Below are 17,465 nucleotides of genomic sequence, written 5' to 3' on the forward strand. Positions count from 1 at the left end.
ATAATGAATATACCAGCTAATTTAAAGTACACTAAAGATCACGAGTGGGTAGCTATCGAAGGAGATGTTGCTACAATTGGAATTACTGACTTCGCTCAGAGAGAACTTGGAGACATCGTTTATGTAGAAGTTGAGACATTGGATCAAACTTTAGATAGAGATGAAGTTTTCGGAACTGTAGAAGCAGTAAAAACCGTTTCTGACTTATTCTTACCATTGTCAGGAGAGGTGATTGAGTTTAACGAAGGTTTAGATACTGAACCAGAGTTAGTAAATACTGATCCTTACGGAGCAGGATGGATGATTAAAGTAAAAGTGTCTAATATGGATGAAGTATCATCTTTATTATCAGATGCACAATATAAAGAATTGATTGGGGCGTAAAACTTTTTTTGTATTAGGAATACTATGGACAGGTCTTGTATTAGCAGGTTGCCTGTTGGATAGTGATACTATTGCAAAAGCACCAAGATTTGATATCCCATATAAAGACAAAGTAGCACATTTTACTTTTTATTTTGTATTTTCCATAATTTGGTTTGTATATTTAGTGAAAAGTAAGCCAAATAGGTCTAGAATTTGGGTAAGTATTCTTATCTTTACTATTGCTAGTTTAATGGGAGCCACTGTAGAATTATTACAGTATTACTTCACTTCTTCAAGAAGTGCAGAATGGGCTGACGAATTAGCAAACTGTCTAGGTAGTTTATTTGGGGTATTACTATGTTTGACTCTTTTTAAAAGAAAGAAATAAGATTTAAAAATGACCCCATTACAGGGTCATTTTTTTTGTTTTAAATATATTTAGATTATGAGAGACTTAAGGGAATTTATGGATTCTACTTATTTAAAATTAGCTGATCAAGCTGGTTTAACTGAAGTAGAAAATAATCAAGTTGTAGCTGATTTAATTCAAGAAGCAATTGATGAGAAATTTAAATTAGCAATGATTCGCCCTGACCAAGTGAAGATGGGACGAAAAATGGTGGATGCTGCTAATTCAAAAGTGGCGATCGGTACAGTAATAGATTTTCCAGAAGGGAACCGCGGTCTAGAGGCGAAGTTAGCTGAAGCTAAGCAAGCCATTGCTGATGGGGTAGATGAGATTGACTATGTAGTGGATTATACTGCTTTCCAAAAAGGAGAAGTAGAACAAGTAAAAAAAGAAGTAGCGGAGTGTACTAAGCTAGGTCTTGATGCTGGTAAAGTAGTGAAGTGGATTATAGAGACTGCTGCTTTGACAGATAATCAAATTGTACAGTTGACAGCATTGATTAAAAATGTAGTGTTAGCGAAGTTCAATGAGAAAGATTATGATAAAGTGTTTGTGAAATCTTCAACAGGGTTTTATAAGACAGAGGGTGGTAAGCCTAATGGTGCTACACTAGAAGCAATGGTTTTAATGTTAGAGAACGCTGGACCTCTACCTGTAAAAGCTTCTGGAGGAGTGCGTGATAAGGACTTCGCGATCAAATTAATTGATTTAGGAGTGAAACGTCTAGGTACTTCTTCTGCTAAGATCATTGTTGACGGATCAGGTACAGTAGATAATTACTAAGATTATATTTTAGTTCTATATAAGAGCATCTAGTTTAGATGCTCTTTTTTTGTGCCTTGTTTGGAGATGTTTTTTCGTGGTTTTATGAAGTTTTATCACAAGTATTAGATAAGTGCATTGAATGTTTAGATAGGCTTTTAAACGTGTTGTTTTAAATCAGAAATAGTGAAGAGAGGTATAATATCGCACCTGCAGACAGAATCATTTTTGGTAAGATGAGATAGTTCTGGGATAATGATAGGGTAGTGATCGCATTAAAACTAGCCAAAAATATGCGAGCAGTATGCTATCACTATGCGACCACTATGCGATCACTGCTAATACGGAAGTTTTAAGTGTTTGTATATAAGTGTGTTACTTATTTTTGAGTGTGATGTTTATTTATACCATTTTGTGGTAGGTGTAGTCTGTATGTTTTTGAATGGATAATAGCGTTGTGCAGGGTATTAATGTTGAAGTGAATAGTGTTGTATGTTTTCTAAAAAAGGTGTTTCGTTATTAGAATTAGTTTGATCGGATGGCATCATTCTATTTTATTGTAATTGAATAACTGTAAAGCTTTGTATGATTTTTATTTCTAAGTTAGAAATGTGATCATAGGATTGTGTTTCTATATTTTAGTGTCGAAGTTTAGAAAAGGAGGCGGGAACGAGTTGTATTATTTTGGTTGTGAATTGGGTTAATTTGACTTAGAAGTTGTTGGTATAAGTGTAAGAATTGTTAAAAACTATATTAAATTCATTTTATTAGTCATAGCAATCTTAGTTGTTTGTGATTATCATCAATGTTTCTTTTGTGAAAGTGCTGATTTATTTGAATGTTTTTTTTTTAGGACACTAAAGACTGAGGATATTTAAAAAAAGGTTATATTAAAGGCTGTAACGTTTGTTTTTAGGTATTGTTTTAAAAATTGAACTATATTTGCACATCATTAAAAACAAATGAAAACAGCTTTGAATTTATCGTCTGAAAAAAATACGTCAACTTCTGTGTTGACGGAGTTTAAAGAAATGACTAAAATGGGGTTGGCGCTCAGCGTAGTTTTTTCTACCATAGCTGGTTACTTTTTAGCTATACCTGATTTAGGAAGTATTGACATTCTTACAGTAGCGGCTCTTGCTATAGGAGGATACTGTATGGTGGGTGCTTCTAATGTATTTAATCAAATTATAGAGAGAGATCTGGATGCGAAGATGACAAGAACTATGAATCGTCCTATCGCGTCAGGAAGAGTTAAGCCTAGTGCAGCTTTTATTTTAGCATGTACGCTTACCGTATTAGGTATTGCTATTCTTTATATAGTAAATCCTAAGACAGCCATGTTTGGTGCTATCTCTATCTTTTTGTACACGAGTGTATATACACCGTTAAAGACTATTACCCCTCTATCGGTTTTTGTAGGAGCTTTTCCAGGTGCTATTCCTTTTATGTTAGGATGGGTAGCGGCTACTAATAACTTTGGTATAGAGGCAGGAACATTATTTATTATTCAGTTTTTCTGGCAGTTCCCACACTTTTGGGCTATAGGATGGTTTTTATACGATGACTATAAAAAGGGAGGCTTTTCTATGTTACCAACAGGAGAGAAGGATTCTAAGACTGCGACACAGATTATCTTATACACAATCTGGTTAATCATTGCGTCTGTATTCCCAGTATTTGGAGTTACAGGTAGATTATATCTTACACCGATATCAGCAGTACTAGTGTTATTAGCAGGCTTGTGGATGTTATGGGCAGGAATAAAACTGTATAAGAAAAGAACAGATAAGGCAGCACGTTCACTGATGTTAGTGAGTGTGACATATATTTCGTTAATACAGATAATCTATATACTTGATAAAATTTTAAGATAACAATAAATGGATATAACAGCTCAAGAACAATACGAAAGAAAAGGAAAGGCATTAAAAGTAATGATGCTTTTCGGTATAGGTAGTATTATGATGGTCTTCGCTGGTCTAACGAGTGCTTATGTAGTAAGTAAGTCACGTCCAGACTGGTTAGCAGAGTTTCAATTGCCAAATTCTTTTTTATATAGTACCTTAGCCATTGCGATAAGTAGCGTTACTATGCACTTAGCATATAAGGCTATAAAACAAAATGATCGCAATAAAACGACTACTTATCTAGTTTCTACTTTGATATTAGGATTGTTATTCGTTTTTTTGCAGTTCAAAGGCTTTAATGAGGTAATATCTATGGGATATTTCTTCACTGGAAGTGAGAGTACGATTACTACATCATTTTTATATGTGATCGTGATTGTGCACATTGCTCACTTAGCTGGAGGAGTTTTATCACTATTGTATGTAATTTATAATCATTTTAAACAAAAGTATAATTCACAGCAATATATTGGAATTGAATTGTGTGCATGGTTTTGGCACTTTTTGGATTTATTGTGGATTTATTTGTTTTTATTTTTTACATTCTTTAAATAAAAAAAATAAACTAAATTTGAAAACTTTATAACTAACAACATTTTATGGGAGCGACAGTTACTACAGCAGCTACTAAAGAAACTACTTGGGGTGGAGGAAATGAGCCTCTTAAAGTAAGCTATGGTAAAATGATGATGTGGTATTTCATATTATCAGATTCATTAACTTTTTGTGGATTCCTTGTAGGATACGGGTTTACTCGTTACAAATTCATGGATACTTGGCCGATTGCGGACGAAGTATTTAATCACTTTCCATTTTTGCACGGTGTAGATGCGCCGATGTTCTATGTGGCATTGATGACTTTTATTTTAATTTTCTCTTCAGTTACTATGGTATTAGCTGTAGATGCTGGACATCAAATGAAAAAGAATAAAGTAGCAGTGTACATGTTCTTAACGATCATAGGAGGTTTAGTATTCTTAGGATCACAAGCATGGGAGTGGAAAAACTTTATTAACGGAACTTACGGAGCAGTAGAGACTCGTGGAGGATCTATCTTACAGTTCGTAGGAGAAGATGGTAAGCAGATAGCATTAGGAGATTTTGCAAAAGTAGATCCAAACAGAGATGAAGCTACTTTGACAAGAGCTAAAGCTACTTGGTTTGTAAAAGGAGCTAACGCACCTACATATTCTTTAGCTGAAGTAAAAGCAGGTTTTGAAGCTAATCCTAATGTAAGAATTAGAACTCAATTAACTACAGATGCTAAGCACAAAGAAATTTTAACTAGAGAGCAATCAGTTAAACGTTTAGAAGATGCTGTATTAGTAGTAGAAGGAGCGAACTTAATCCGCAATGAGTACGGACATAAAGTATTTGCTGATTTCTTCTTCTTTATTACTGGATTCCACGGATTCCACGTATTTACAGGGATTTTAATTAATGTAGTAATATTCTTCAACGTACTATTAGGAACTTACCAAAGAAGAGGTTCTTACGAAATGGTTGAAAAAGGAGGATTATACTGGCACTTTGTGGATTTAGTATGGGTGTTCGTATTTACATTCTTCTATTTAGTTTAATTTTTAAAATAAAGTAAAATGGCAGCAGAAGGAGCACATCATTCAAATACAAAGAGAATATGGACAGTATTCGTAATCATGTCTATCGTTACTCTAGTAGAGGTTATTTTAGGTATTATTAAACCAGAATCTCTACACCACGTACATATTTTTGGATTAAGTTTATTAAACTACATCTTCATTATCTTAACTATTGTTAAGGCATACTACATTATGTGGGCATTTATGCACTTAGAGCAAGAGAAATCTGCATTCAGATGGTCTGTAGCAGGAGTTCTTACATTCTTATGTGTGTATTTAATCACTTTAGTGTTGATCGAGGGGAATTACATCTTTGATGTATTCCATAACTCACAATATAAGTGGATATTTTAATAACATATTATTATATATTTTAAAGGCGGTTTATTGACCGCCTTTTTTTATTTTTGTTAGTTAGTCAACATTGTGTAAAAATGAAAAAATATTTAATTCTAACGTTGCTGTTTGTGATGCCTATCTGTGCATACTTATTCTTTGCAACAGGTGTTAATCAATTTAAGCGTTTGCCTATAATTACTGAAGGTGTTCAGGATTTTCCGAAAGGAACGTCGTCCTTGAATAAGATGCCTTCTTTAGACGGTAAGATTACAGTTCTAGGTTTTCCTGGAGCGCACTTATTCCGAGATCGTGGTGATGCTTTTAATTTAAATCAAAAGATATATAAACGATATAAAGATTTTGAAGATTTTCAATTAGTGATGGTTCTTCCTTATGGAAGTGAAGAGGCAGCTCAGAAAGTAGTAGATGAGTTGAGTCCAATCTCAGATATGTCTAATTGGAATTATTTATTCTTAAAGCCAGAAGAGATACAAGAGTTCTTTAATTCATTAGGGTTAGTTGGTAAGTTAGATAGTGATCTAGCGAGTAGCAATGTGTATCTAGTGGATAAAGATAGAAATGTACGTGGGCGTAAAGGAGAGAATAAAATAGGGAATTATGAATACAAGGAGGGTTACTCAACGATATCAGCAGCAGAGTTAAATAATGATATGATGGATGATGTAAAAGTACTTTTAGCTGAGTATCGACTAGCTCTAAAAAAATATAAACGAATTAATACAAACGAATAATATGAAAGACAAGTCGTATATCTGGATCTCACTTATTGTTTTAATATTTGGAATTTGGGCTGTGCCTAAGATTATTAAAAAGTTTGAGAAAGCTGATTTAGAGATTATAGGTACAGCACCTAAATTTGAATTAGTGGATCACAATAATAAAACGATTACCAATGATAACTATAAAGGGAAAGTATACTTAGTAGAATTCTTCTTTGCAAACTGTCCTACTATCTGCCCTATTATGAATGCGAATATGTTGAAAATACAAGATACATTCTATGGGAAGTTAGATTTTGGTATCGCTTCTATTACGATAGATCCTACCCGTGATACTGTAGAAGCTCTACATGCACATGCTGAAGGACTAGGTGTGAAGAACCCTTATTGGCACATGATGACTGGGGATGCTAAGTACATTTATGATTTGGCAAAGAAGTTTAATTTATACACTGGAGTTAATCCTGATGCACCAGGTGGTTTTGAACATTCAGGACTGTTTGCCTTAGTAGATAAAGAAGGGAATATTCGCTCTCGTAAAGATGAGCACGGTAATCCTGTAGTTTATTACGATGGGACAAGTGATGAAGGTGTAGCTTGGCTAAAAGAGGATATAAAAGCATTATTAGAAGAATAATATTATTAAAATGGAAAACAATATTGAACAAAAGTACAATAAGTGGATATGGGTACTTTCTATCGTTATACCTGTGGTAGTAGCCATCCTATTTGGAGTTAATCTACAGAAACTAGGATATGATGTAAAACCATTATCATTTTTACCTCCAATCTATGCTAGTATTAACGGGCTTACAGCCGTATTATTAGTATGGGCAGTAATGGCTATTAAAAAAGGGAATAAGCAATTGCATGAGCGTTTAATTAAAGTGTGTATTGCATGTTCTTTAGCGTTTTTAGCGATGTATGTGGCTTATCACATGACTTCGATAGAAACTAAGTTCGGTGGAGAAGGAATTATACGTCCTATCTATTTCTTTATTTTGATTACGCATATCTTATTGTCTATTATCATTATTCCTTTTGTATTATTCACATTTGTACGTGGTATATCAGGATCTTATGAGAGACATAAGAAGTTAGCTCGTATTACTTATCCTATGTGGTTGTACGTAGCTGTAACAGGAGTTATCGTTTACTTGATGATTTCGCCTTATTATATTAACTAATACAATTAAGTAATGATGAAAAAGTTAGTTTGGGGTATACTCTTTTCTGTGTTTTTCTTTTCAGGAGAAGCTTTTGCTCAGTGCGCGATGTGTCGTGCTACGTTAGAGACAGAAGACGGAGGAGTGAAAGCAGAGGCTGTTAATGACGGAATAGTTTATCTAATGATGTTTCCGTATTTACTAGTTGCTTTTGCTATGTATTTTAGTTACAGAATATATAAAAACAAAAAAAGTATAAAGTAATAAAAAAAACCGCTACTATTAGCGGTTTTTTTTATTACTTTATACTTGAGTTATAAATATTTATAAATTTCTGATGAGTATATTGAGTATGATAAATCGCTACCTCCTAAAAGGAGCTTGTATAATGTTGTGTTTATATTGTTCTTTTGCTAAGGGACAAGAGCGTACTCTATGGTCATTAGAGAAGTGTATCGACTATGCAATAGAGAATAACATTCGTATTAAACAATATGAGTTAGATGAGCAGAGTGCTATGATTAATAAAGACATCGCTATAGGTAGCTTTATGCCTAATGTCAATCTAACAGGAAACCATTCGTGGACTATTGCAGATCAGCCAGATCAGTTAACAGGAGCTCTGGGAAGTAAAACTATTCAAGCTACTACAGTAGGGCTTGGGGTAAATGTGGACTTGTACAGTGGACTGAAGAAACAGAATATGCTTGTGAAAGCTCGTTTATCAGAGTTAGCTTCTCAATATAAGCTGCAAAAGATGAAGGAAGATATTGCGTTAAATGTGATTAATTCCTATTTGCAAATCTTGTTTAATAAAGAGTTGGTAAAGACTAATCAAACACAATTAGAATACGACAAGAGTCAACAAGAACGCACACAAGAGTTAGTAAACGAAGGTGTTGTACCTGCAGGTGATTTATTAGAAGCTAAAGCTACTGTAGCTATAGATACACAGCGATTAATTATTTCACAGAATGAGTTAGTGATGGCTCGTTTAAACTTAGCTCAATTGCTTCAAATAAGGTCTTATGAGTCTTTTGATATCGTAGATACAGACTATGAAGTGTCAGAGTCGAGTATGCTTAGTTATAGCCCTCAGGATATTACGGATAGAGCTACTGAGGTATTGACAGATATTAAAACAGCAGAGACGAATGTGCTGATGGCAGAAAAGGATGTAAGTATAGCTAAGTCTGCTTATAGCCCTACTCTACAAGCATTTTATAATCTAGGTACAAATATTAATTACCAAGATCGATTAGTGGGGAATCGCCTATTAGAGTCTACTTCTGAGGTGGGTTATGTAGAAGGTTCTAATCAGCGTGTATTGAGACAGAATAGTATGGCTGTATACGGTGGGCCTAATTCCTTTTTTAATCAATTTAGTGATAACTTTAATTCTAATTTTGGTTTAAGTCTAACGATACCTATTTTTAATGGATTCTCTACTCGAAATAATGTAAAGTTAAGAAAGCTTAGCCTTCAGCAGATAGAGAATGAAAGAGAGGTGATCGCATTGAATTTAGAACAGCTCGTATTTAAGGCTTATACAGATACAGAGAGTGCTTATCAGAAGTACGAGGCTAGTAATGCAAGTCTTGAAGCAAGAAAGTTGTCTCTAGAGTACTCAAAAGAGCGCTATTCTGTAGGCTTAATTAATATCTTTGAATTAAATCAAAATCAGACTTTATTTGTGACAGCACAGTCAGATTTATTAAAGTCTAAATATGAATACATTTTTAAAACCAAGATACTAGAGTACTATTTTGGTATTCCACTTTTTAAAAATTAGAGAGATGAAGAAAAAATACATCGTAATACTTGGTATTGCTATAATCGCTACTCTAGTGATCAGTAAATTTGTCTTCGGTAAAGAGGAAGACCGCACTCAAGTAGAGATACTAGAATTGGAAAAAACTAATATCATCGAGACTGTATCAGGTACAGGAAAGATACAACCTGAAATAGAGATTAAAATATCTTCGGAAGTATCTGGAGAAATCATAAATTTGCCAATCAAAGAGGGACAGGTTGTTAATAAGGGAGATCTCTTGGTAGTGATTAATCCTGACTTATATACTTCTGCTATGGAGAGGGTAGAAGCGATGTTGGCTACAAGTAAAGCTGGATTATCACAAGCAGAAGCTCAGCTAAAAGAGGCTAAGTCTAATTATGATCGAAATAGTAGACTGTATGATAAGGGGGTGATCTCGCGTTCTGAATGGGATCTTGTAGTACGAACATATGAGGTGGCTAAAGCAGCTCAGTCTTCGGCTTTCTATAACGTAGAGAGCTCTAAGGCTGCACTAGCAGAGTCTAGAGCAAATCTTCTTCGAACTACTATTTATGCGCCTGCTTATGGTACAATCTCTAGAGTGAATGTAGAGTTGGGAGAGCGAGTGTTAGGTACGCAACAGATGGCAGGTACGGAGATATTAAGAGTAGCTAATCTTAGTGGTATGGAGGTAGAAGTAGATATTAATGAAAATGATATCGTAAAAGTGAAGTTAGGTGATGAGACAAGAATTAATGTAGATGCCTATCTAAAGAAAGAATTTAGAGGTGTAGTGACTAGTATCTCTAATTCTGCTTCTAATCAGACTGTATCTGCTGATCAGGTAACCACATTTAAAGTTAAGATTAAAATCTTAGCAGAATCATACGAAGACTTGGTAAAGAAGGATATAGAGAATTATTCTCCATTTAGGCCTGGTATGACAGCTGCAGTAGATATTGTTACAGATGTAAAGAATGATATTTTTGCTGTACCTATTAGTGCTGTGGTCATGAAAACACCTACAGATACGATAGTAAATAAAACAGAAGGGAAGAAAATATTCGATAAAGAGCTTATGAGAGAGGCTGTATTCGTTAACGATGGAGGTACTGCTAAACTTAAGTTTGTAAAAACAGGAATAAAGGACGATACGAATATTCAGATTATAGAAGGGCTTAGTGCTAAGGATGTGATTATAACAGGACCATATTCGACTGTAAGTAGGATTCTTCAGCATGGAGCTAAAGTAGAAGTAGAAAGTAAAAAATAATAATGATAACGATTTTATCTATTGAGACAGCTACTAAGAACTGTTCTGTCTCATTATCAGTGAGTGGAGAGGTTATAGCATGTAAGGAAATAGCGGAAGAGAATTTCTCTCATGCTGAAAAATTGCATGTTTTTGTAGAAGAGATATTAAAAGAGAATAATAAGACTTTAAAAGATCTTTCGGCTATAGCAATTAGTCAAGGACCTGGATCATATACAGGCTTGCGCATTGGAGTATCTTCTGTGAAGGGATTGTGCTACGGACTGTCTATTCCTTTGATTGCTTTAGATACCTTAGAAATATTAGCAAGACAGGTAGAGGTGACAGAAGGGCTTATCGTACCAATGCTAGATGCTAGACGTATGGAAGTGTTCTCAGCAGTCTTTGATAAAGAGTATAATAAACGAAGTGAAATAGAAGCAATTGTTATTGATGAGAATGCTTTTAGTAGCTATAAGGGAACACTATTACATTTAATAGGTGATGGAGCGATGAAGTGTAAAGAAACATTAGGTACGGAAGGTTTTATGTACTATCCGGAGATAACGTATCCTTCAGCAAATGAAATGGGAGTGATGGCTTATGATAAGTATATAAAAGAAGAATTTGTAGATGTGGCTTACTTTGAGCCATTCTATCTTAAAGACTTTGTCCTAATTCAAAAGAAGAAATAAATAATACTAAATAAGGGCTAACAATCTATAGATTTTTAGCCCTTATTTATTGAATGATTATCTATTATAGCGCATCACTTATTTCTCTCGCCTTTAAGAGTACATAAGATGTGGCAACTGTAAAGTTATCATTCTCTACCCATATTTGTACGGTATATGTAATCTTAGTATCTAATAGCTCTTTGATTAATATTCGAGGTCTTGGTTGTGAAAGTACTTTGTCATAGGAGTCTAATTCCTCTTGTAGTTTTTCTATAAAGAGTGTTGTGTTTTTTAGTAGTGTTGTTTGTACTGCTATTTCGGCTCTTCTAAGGTTGTTCTGAGTGATGTTTTTGATTTTACCATTAGAGAGCACACCGTTTGGGATATACACTATATTGTTTTGATAGGTAAGTATCTGAGTGGAGAAGATGTGTATGGTAAGAACTTTACCTGTTTCTCCTTGCGCTTCTATAATATCCCCTATTCTAAATGGTTTAAACAATATAATTAATACACCTCCAGCGAAGTTACTTAAGGACCCTTGTAATGAAAGTCCAATGGCTAAACTCATCGCACCAATAATCGCTACGAATGAGCTAGTCTGTATTCCAAGCTTTGAGGCGATGATTACAAATAAGAGTATTCGCATGCCCCAAATTAATACATCTAGAATAAAGCTAGAAAAAGTAGGATCTATATTCTTTTTTAAGAATATTTTTTTTGCTAGTCTCTGTAAGAAACGAATGACCCATAATCCTATGCCTAAGATAATAAGTGAAGTCACTATCTCTGGTATATAGGTAATAATATCTTCAATATATCTAGATAATAAAGTATCTAATTTTTGCATATTCTATAAAATATAATTGTCTATCAGTGTATGATCTGTATCAGGTGCTAAACACGCTCTTTCTATACAAATATAATGTAAAGTCTCTTCTTTAGGAGTATATTTAGTAAGGTATGGGATAGCTGATGGCGAAGACACTGAAAGTACAGAAGCTCTAGTTAAGACTTTTTTTCTTGTATTAAGATTGTGTTGAAGTGCATTGGCACCTACCCATGTTAATTCTAGAGGTTGTTCTATATATAATTGCAGTAATAACCAATGTGAGTATGCTGAAGGATAATCGACATTAGAAAGTACAGTATTCATCATATTCGTTGCTAAATCGATATAATAATCATTCTCATATAATAAACCTAGCTTAAATAAGTTTATGGCCATAATGGCATTAGAAGAAGGAATGACATTATCTTCTGTTTCTATCGCTGGAGTGATAGTATCTTCTTGATTGTGCTTGCTAAAATAGAAGAACTTACTCTCGTGATCTAAGAAGTGGTCTAAAGAGTAGTCCATAAGATTTTTAGCTTCTGTGATGTATTGTTGTTCTTCCGTGTGTTCAAAAAGATAGATTAATCCTTGTATATAAAAGGCGTAATCATCTAAGAATGCTTTTATCTTGGCATTTCCATCTTTATATGTACGCAATAGTCCACGCTCTTCACACCATAGGTTGTTATGGATAAACAGGTGCAATTGTTTAGCTTGCTCTAAATAAGCTATGTTTTGAGTAGCTGTGTACGCATCTAATAATCCTGTGATGTACATAGCATTCCACGATGTAAGTGTTTTATCATCTAAGCGAGGTTTAGGTCTATTGGCTCTATACTGTCTTAGAGCTGTTTCCCATTGCTGCTTTTTACTTTCTAGGTCTTCAAGAGAGATGTTATTCTCGTTAGCGATATCTATTAATTCACGTGTTTGGATTAATACATATTGGTTGTTCTCCCAATGTCCAAAAGAGTTGATATTAAATACAGTACTGAATAAAGGAAAATCTTGTTGGACTAATTCTTTTAATTCTTCTATGGTCCAAACATAGAAAGCACCTTCTTCTAGCTGGTTATGACTGTCTATGCTGTCTGCATCTAGTGCTGAATAATATCCTCCTTCACCATTAGCCCAATTGTTGGTAATAAAATTAATTGTCTTGTCAATAACTTCTTTGTAGAGTTTATTGTGAGTACGTTTATACCCATCTGCATATACAGATAACAGTTGTGCATTGTCATAAAGCATTTTTTCAAAGTGAGGAATATGCCATTTATAATCGACAGAATATCTCGAGAAGCCTCCTTCTACTGTATCAAATAGACCTCCCCATGCCATTCTAGTCAACGTAAGGTCTATATAGTCTAATAAGTGTTGATCTTGGTGTAGTACACCTTTTTTTTGTAAGTATAATAAATTAGTAGGCATCATGAACTTAGGCGCTCGTGTGTATCCCCCATATTCCCAGTCAAAACTCTTTTTCCAATTCTCAAGTACAAGTTCAGTATTGAATCTAGATTCTTCTTGTGCTATAGGTGCTTGGCTAAGAATAGAGATCCCTTCTTGTAGTTGTGTTGCGAAATCTAGTACAGTATCACGTTTTTCTTTGTACAGTTGATGTAACTGTGATAAAGAATCTATCCAATTTTGTCTTTTAAAATAAGTTCCTCCCCATATCGGTCTACCATCAGGCAAACAAACAACATTTAAAGGCCATCCTCCTTGTTTCGTCATAATTTGGATTGCTTTCATATAGAAGTTATCTAGATGTGGAAGTTCTTCACGATCAACCTTGATAGAGATAAAATGTTCGTTCATTAAATCTGCCACCTCTTGGTTTTCAAAACTTTCTTTCTCCATAACATGACACCAGTGACAAGTCGAATATCCTATGCTAATAACAAGAAGTTTGTCTTCCTGCTCAGCTAGTGTTAAAGTTTCCTTATTCCATGCTTTCCAATAAATAGGGTTATTGGCATGTTGTAATAAATAAGGACTTGATTCTAAGTGTAATAAATTCATGATGAGATTTTGATATTGTTGTTGCTTAACAAAAGTAGTCAAATGTATTTTAACTATAAAAAGAAGCGATGGGATTAATAACGTTAAGTTAACATAGGAGTAAATAATTATAATCAATTTTGCAGCACACTTAATTTAAATATAATTTATAAAATGGAACAGATTTTTATTGTAATGCTTATAGCCCTTGGGGTATTAGCTATTATCGATTTAACTGTTGGAGTGAGTAATGATGCTGTGAACTTCCTGAATTCAGCTTTGGGTTCAAAAGCAGTTACTTTTAAGACAATTATGATTGTAGCTTCACTAGGTATTCTAGTAGGAGCGATATTTTCAGGAGGGATGATGGAGATAGCCCGAAGTGGTATATTTGTCCCTAGTATGTTCTCCTTTAATGATGTGATGGTCATCTTCCTCGCGGTGATGATTACCGATGTACTACTTCTGGATGTGTTTAACTCTTTAGGGTTGCCAACATCTACGACAGTATCTATTGTTTTTGAATTATTAGGTTCTGCAGTGTGTCTTGCTGTAATCAAAATCGTAGCTAATAATGATAGCTGGTCTATGTTACCAGATTATATCAATACGGAGAAGGCCACCGAGATTGTAGTCAGTATATTGCTGTCAGTAATACTTTCTTTTACGTTAGGTACTTTAGTACAATACGTTTCTAGATTAATCTTCACCTTCCAGGTGGAACAAAAGTTGAAATACTTCGGAGCGATATTCGGAGGGGTAGCCATTACTGCTATTACTTTCTTTATCTTGGTAAAAGGATTAAAAGGTGCAAGTTTTATTACAAAAGAAACTAGTAACTGGATTGGAGATAATCAGTTAACTATTATAGGAATTAGTTTAGTATTCTGGACTATATTCTCTCAATTACTGATGAGTATCTTTAAGTTAAATATACTTAGAGTAATCATCGTTATCGGAACATTTGCATTAGCATTAGCGTTCGCTGGTAATGACTTAGTGAACTTTATAGGTGTGCCTATTGCAGCATTCCAATCATTTGAGTTCTTTATGGCATCAGGTCAGTCTCCAGATACTTATATGATGAATAAGTTAGCAGAAGAGAGTGTAGTCGCTCCTTTCTATTTCTTAGCCATCGCAGGTATTATCATGGTGTATACTTTATGGACATCTAAGAAAGCGAAGAATGTAATCGAGACAGAAATGAGCTTGGCAAGACAAGATACAGGAAGTACAGAGGAGAAATTCTCACCTAATATTCTGTCTAAGGTTATCGTTAGAGGTATGGTGTTAATCGGTATGGGAGTGAATTACTTCTTGCCAAAATCACTACAGCTTAAAATGGATAAGCGCTTTGAGATTCCTAAGAAACCAAAGAATAGAACTTTAAAGGATGAGCCAGCATTCGATATGGTGCGTGCTTCAGTGAACCTTATTGTAGCAAGTATTTTGATCTCTATAGGTACTTCTATGAAATTACCACTATCAACTACTTATGTGACTTTTATGGTGGCTATGGGTACGTCATTTGCGGATAGAGCATGGGATAGAGACTCAGCTGTGTATCGTGTAGCAGGGGTGTTTAATGTTATAGGTGGTTGGTTCGTAACTGCTATTGTAGCATTTATTGCTTCTTTTGTTATCGCATATGTATTAAAGGTAGGAGAGATTTACGCTCTAGTAGGGATGTTAATTCTAGTGGGAATTTTATTATACAGAAGTAATAAAATGTATAATAAGAAGACAAAAGAAAAAGCGGATAGTGAGGCGAGGTTAGATAGCGTTGATATTATGACTATTCAAGGAGTAGCTTCAGAAAGCTCTTCTCAAATAGCTAATGTGATTACAAGAGCGAATGAATTATATACTTCTGTAATAGATGGTGTAGCTCTACAAGAATTGACAGAATTAAAGAAAAGCAGAAAGCAGCTTAAGAAGCTAGAGAAAGAAGTGGATAACTTACGTGGTAATGTGTACTTCTTTATTAAAAATCTAGATGAAACTTCTGTAGAAGCAAGTAAATTCTATGTATTGACATTAGGGTATCTACAAGATATGATTAAGTCGATTAATTTTATTGCCCAGAATAGTTATACACATATTGACAATAACCATAAGAAACTGAAGTTTAATCAAATTAGAGATTTAAAACTAATTGATAAAAAACTTCAAATATTATTCGATAAAGTAATCGTATTATTTACAGAGGAGAAATTCTCTGAGATAGAAGAAATCCTACAGGAAAAAGACGACTTAATCGCTACTGTAGATAAGTTAATCCAAAAACAAATCATTCGTATACGTACGACAGAGACAAGTCCTAAAAATAGTAAGTTATACTTCTCTATTTTATTTGAGACTGATGATCTAATCAAGTCTACAATTGGATTGTTAGAATTGTTTCGAGATTTCGAAATTGACGTTAAGAGGAAGTCATTCAAAAGAATGAGCTAATCTATATTTAATTTAAGTGAAGAAATGAGGTTGTCTAGGCAACCTCATTTTGTTTTTAAGGTATTTAGGGGTGTAATGAAGTAGATTTATGATTTTCTATCTTCTACTCAGATAATAAGGCATAAAAAAAGGTAGCATTATAAATGCTACCTTTTTCTTTATATCTAGTTGTTTACTATCCGTTATAAGCTTCTACAATGATTTTCTCATCGTTAAGCATATGTCTTAGCATTCCTTCTATACCATTCTTTAAAGTGAATGTAGAAGAAGGACATCCGCTACATGCTCCTTGTAAAAGTACATGTACAATATTAGACTCTTGATCATATTTTTGGAAAGCGATATTACCACCATCAGCTTGTACAGCAGGTTTTACGTTTTCTTCAAGGATATTAATGATGCGTTGAGACTTTTCATCTAAAGAGTCAAAGTGTTCGTCAGCTGCCGCTTCAATTGCTTTAACATCATGAATTAGAGATTCGTCTACTGCTAGATTACCATTTTCTAAGAACTCTTTGATAAAGGCACGAGTAACTTGTACTAATTGATCCCATTCGAAAGAGTCGTATTTAGAAATAGAAACATAGTTCTCATCAATGAATACTTCTTTAACGAAAGATTGTTTAAAAAGCTCTTTAGCAAGAGGAGAAGCACTAGCTTCATCTATATTTTTAAACTCTACACCTTTTTTTGTTAATAATTTATTAGCAACGAATTTAATTACTGAAGGATTTGGAGTTGATTCAGCGTAAATAGTAATTGGTTGCTTTTTTATTTCTTTTTTAGAATCTATTAAGATTTTCTTACCTTTAGCCAAGAATAGTTCTATCTGATCTGCAACGGTTTCTTTTACATCATCCCATTCGACAATTGAAAATTTTTCGATGGCGATAAAATTATTTGAGATATAAACCGTTTTAACAAAAGGAAGATAGAATAATTCCTTCGCTAAAGGTGATTCTGCAGTCTCATCAATATTTTTGAACTCGTGGTTTTCGCCCTTAGCTATAAAATCTGGTAAAACAAATTTTATAATTGTTGGGTTTGACGTATTTTGAATTTGTATTTTTGACATGTTAATTTAGTTTTTTTCAAAATTAGCAAAGAAAAATGCTAAGCGTCACGAAGATAAGATTTTTAAACAATTAATTAACATTAGTAAGCACTAACAATTTAATA

At 33.9% G+C, this 17,465-nt stretch carries 18 protein-coding genes; 15 read left to right on the forward strand and 3 right to left on the reverse strand.

Annotated features, from left to right (window positions below; all coding sequences use genetic code 11):
- Positions 1 to 3: 3 nt before the first annotated feature.
- The 14 genes from gcvH to tsaB all read left to right on the forward strand — a co-directional run bounded on the left by gcvH (position 4) and on the right by tsaB (position 11,014).
- Complete coding sequence (gene gcvH / locus HX049_RS01190; RefSeq protein WP_006257352.1) at positions 4 to 384, forward strand: glycine cleavage system protein GcvH; 381 nt, start codon at positions 4 to 6, stop codon at positions 382 to 384.
- Positions 374 to 754 carry a VanZ family protein gene (locus HX049_RS01195; RefSeq protein ID WP_286413489.1) on the forward strand — a complete coding sequence of 127 codons (381 nt, stop codon included), beginning with the start codon at positions 374 to 376 and terminating at the stop codon, positions 752 to 754. The genes gcvH and HX049_RS01195 overlap by 11 nt, the downstream gene beginning before the upstream one ends.
- Before the next feature lie 57 nt (positions 755 to 811).
- Positions 812 to 1,558, forward strand: a complete 747-nt coding sequence (gene deoC, locus HX049_RS01200; protein WP_286413490.1) for a deoxyribose-phosphate aldolase — start codon at positions 812 to 814, stop codon at positions 1,556 to 1,558.
- Positions 1,559 to 2,499: 941 nt separating this feature from the next.
- On the forward strand, positions 2,500 to 3,414 hold the full coding sequence (gene cyoE, locus HX049_RS01205; RefSeq protein WP_286413491.1) for a heme o synthase: 915 nt from the start codon (positions 2,500 to 2,502) through the stop codon (positions 3,412 to 3,414).
- A gap of 6 nt (positions 3,415 to 3,420) precedes the next feature.
- Positions 3,421 to 4,002, forward strand: coding sequence for a cytochrome c oxidase subunit 3 (locus HX049_RS01210; RefSeq protein ID WP_006257348.1), 582 nt, complete (start codon positions 3,421 to 3,423; stop codon positions 4,000 to 4,002).
- A gap of 44 nt (positions 4,003 to 4,046) precedes the next feature.
- Positions 4,047 to 5,027, forward strand: coding sequence for a cytochrome c oxidase subunit 3 (locus HX049_RS01215; RefSeq protein ID WP_286413492.1), 981 nt, complete (start codon positions 4,047 to 4,049; stop codon positions 5,025 to 5,027).
- Between the two features lie 18 nt (positions 5,028 to 5,045).
- Positions 5,046 to 5,402 (forward strand): cytochrome C oxidase subunit IV family protein, encoded by a 357-nt coding sequence (locus tag HX049_RS01220; RefSeq protein ID WP_286413493.1) that lies wholly within the window; start codon positions 5,046 to 5,048, stop codon positions 5,400 to 5,402.
- A gap of 116 nt (positions 5,403 to 5,518) precedes the next feature.
- Positions 5,519 to 6,139, forward strand: coding sequence for a hypothetical protein (locus HX049_RS01225; protein ID WP_286413561.1), 621 nt, complete (start codon positions 5,519 to 5,521; stop codon positions 6,137 to 6,139).
- 1 nt (position 6,140) lies between these two features.
- The gene (locus tag HX049_RS01230; RefSeq protein ID WP_286413494.1) at positions 6,141 to 6,764 is read left to right on the forward strand and encodes an SCO family protein; all 624 of its coding nucleotides are present in this window, start codon (positions 6,141 to 6,143) and stop codon (positions 6,762 to 6,764) included.
- Positions 6,765 to 6,774: 10 nt separating this feature from the next.
- Complete coding sequence (locus tag HX049_RS01235) at positions 6,775 to 7,314, forward strand: DUF420 domain-containing protein (protein ID WP_286413495.1); 540 nt, start codon at positions 6,775 to 6,777, stop codon at positions 7,312 to 7,314.
- 12 nt (positions 7,315 to 7,326) lie between these two features.
- A complete protein-coding gene (locus tag HX049_RS01240) occupies positions 7,327 to 7,557 on the forward strand; it encodes a hypothetical protein (protein ID WP_286413496.1) in 231 nt (76 codons plus the stop codon).
- 88 nt (positions 7,558 to 7,645) lie between these two features.
- Positions 7,646 to 9,085 (forward strand): TolC family protein, encoded by a 1,440-nt coding sequence (locus tag HX049_RS01245; RefSeq protein ID WP_341309652.1) that lies wholly within the window; start codon positions 7,646 to 7,648, stop codon positions 9,083 to 9,085.
- A gap of 4 nt (positions 9,086 to 9,089) precedes the next feature.
- Entirely contained in the window at positions 9,090 to 10,340 is a 1,251-nt protein-coding gene (locus HX049_RS01250) for an efflux RND transporter periplasmic adaptor subunit (protein WP_286413498.1), read from the forward strand.
- Between the two features lie 2 nt (positions 10,341 to 10,342).
- A complete protein-coding gene (tsaB, locus tag HX049_RS01255) occupies positions 10,343 to 11,014 on the forward strand; it encodes a tRNA (adenosine(37)-N6)-threonylcarbamoyltransferase complex dimerization subunit type 1 TsaB (protein ID WP_286413499.1) in 672 nt (223 codons plus the stop codon).
- Between the two features lie 64 nt (positions 11,015 to 11,078).
- On the opposite strand, the gene HX049_RS01260 is transcribed toward tsaB, so the two are convergent.
- Positions 11,079 to 11,846: a mechanosensitive ion channel family protein gene (locus HX049_RS01260; RefSeq protein WP_041888905.1), complete on the reverse strand. Its 768-nt coding sequence runs from the start codon at positions 11,844 to 11,846 to the stop codon at positions 11,079 to 11,081.
- Between the two features lie 3 nt (positions 11,847 to 11,849).
- Positions 11,850 to 13,853 carry a thioredoxin domain-containing protein gene (locus HX049_RS01265; protein ID WP_286413500.1) on the reverse strand — a complete coding sequence of 668 codons (2,004 nt, stop codon included), beginning with the start codon at positions 13,851 to 13,853 and terminating at the stop codon, positions 11,850 to 11,852.
- Positions 13,854 to 14,006: 153 nt separating this feature from the next.
- Here HX049_RS01265 and HX049_RS01270 point away from each other — a divergent pair, with 153 nt between their 5' ends.
- Positions 14,007 to 16,286, forward strand: coding sequence for an inorganic phosphate transporter (locus HX049_RS01270; RefSeq protein WP_286413501.1), 2,280 nt, complete (start codon positions 14,007 to 14,009; stop codon positions 16,284 to 16,286).
- 175 nt (positions 16,287 to 16,461) lie between these two features.
- On the opposite strand, the gene HX049_RS01275 is transcribed toward HX049_RS01270, so the two are convergent.
- The gene (locus tag HX049_RS01275; protein WP_006257335.1) at positions 16,462 to 17,361 is read right to left on the reverse strand and encodes a NifU family protein; all 900 of its coding nucleotides are present in this window, start codon (positions 17,359 to 17,361) and stop codon (positions 16,462 to 16,464) included.
- Between the last annotated feature and the right edge of the window lie 104 nt (positions 17,362 to 17,465).

This window comes from Myroides odoratimimus (assembly GCF_030326305.1).
In the GTDB taxonomy this organism is placed as follows: Bacteria; Bacteroidota; Bacteroidia; order Flavobacteriales; family Flavobacteriaceae; genus Flavobacterium; species Flavobacterium odoratimimum_A.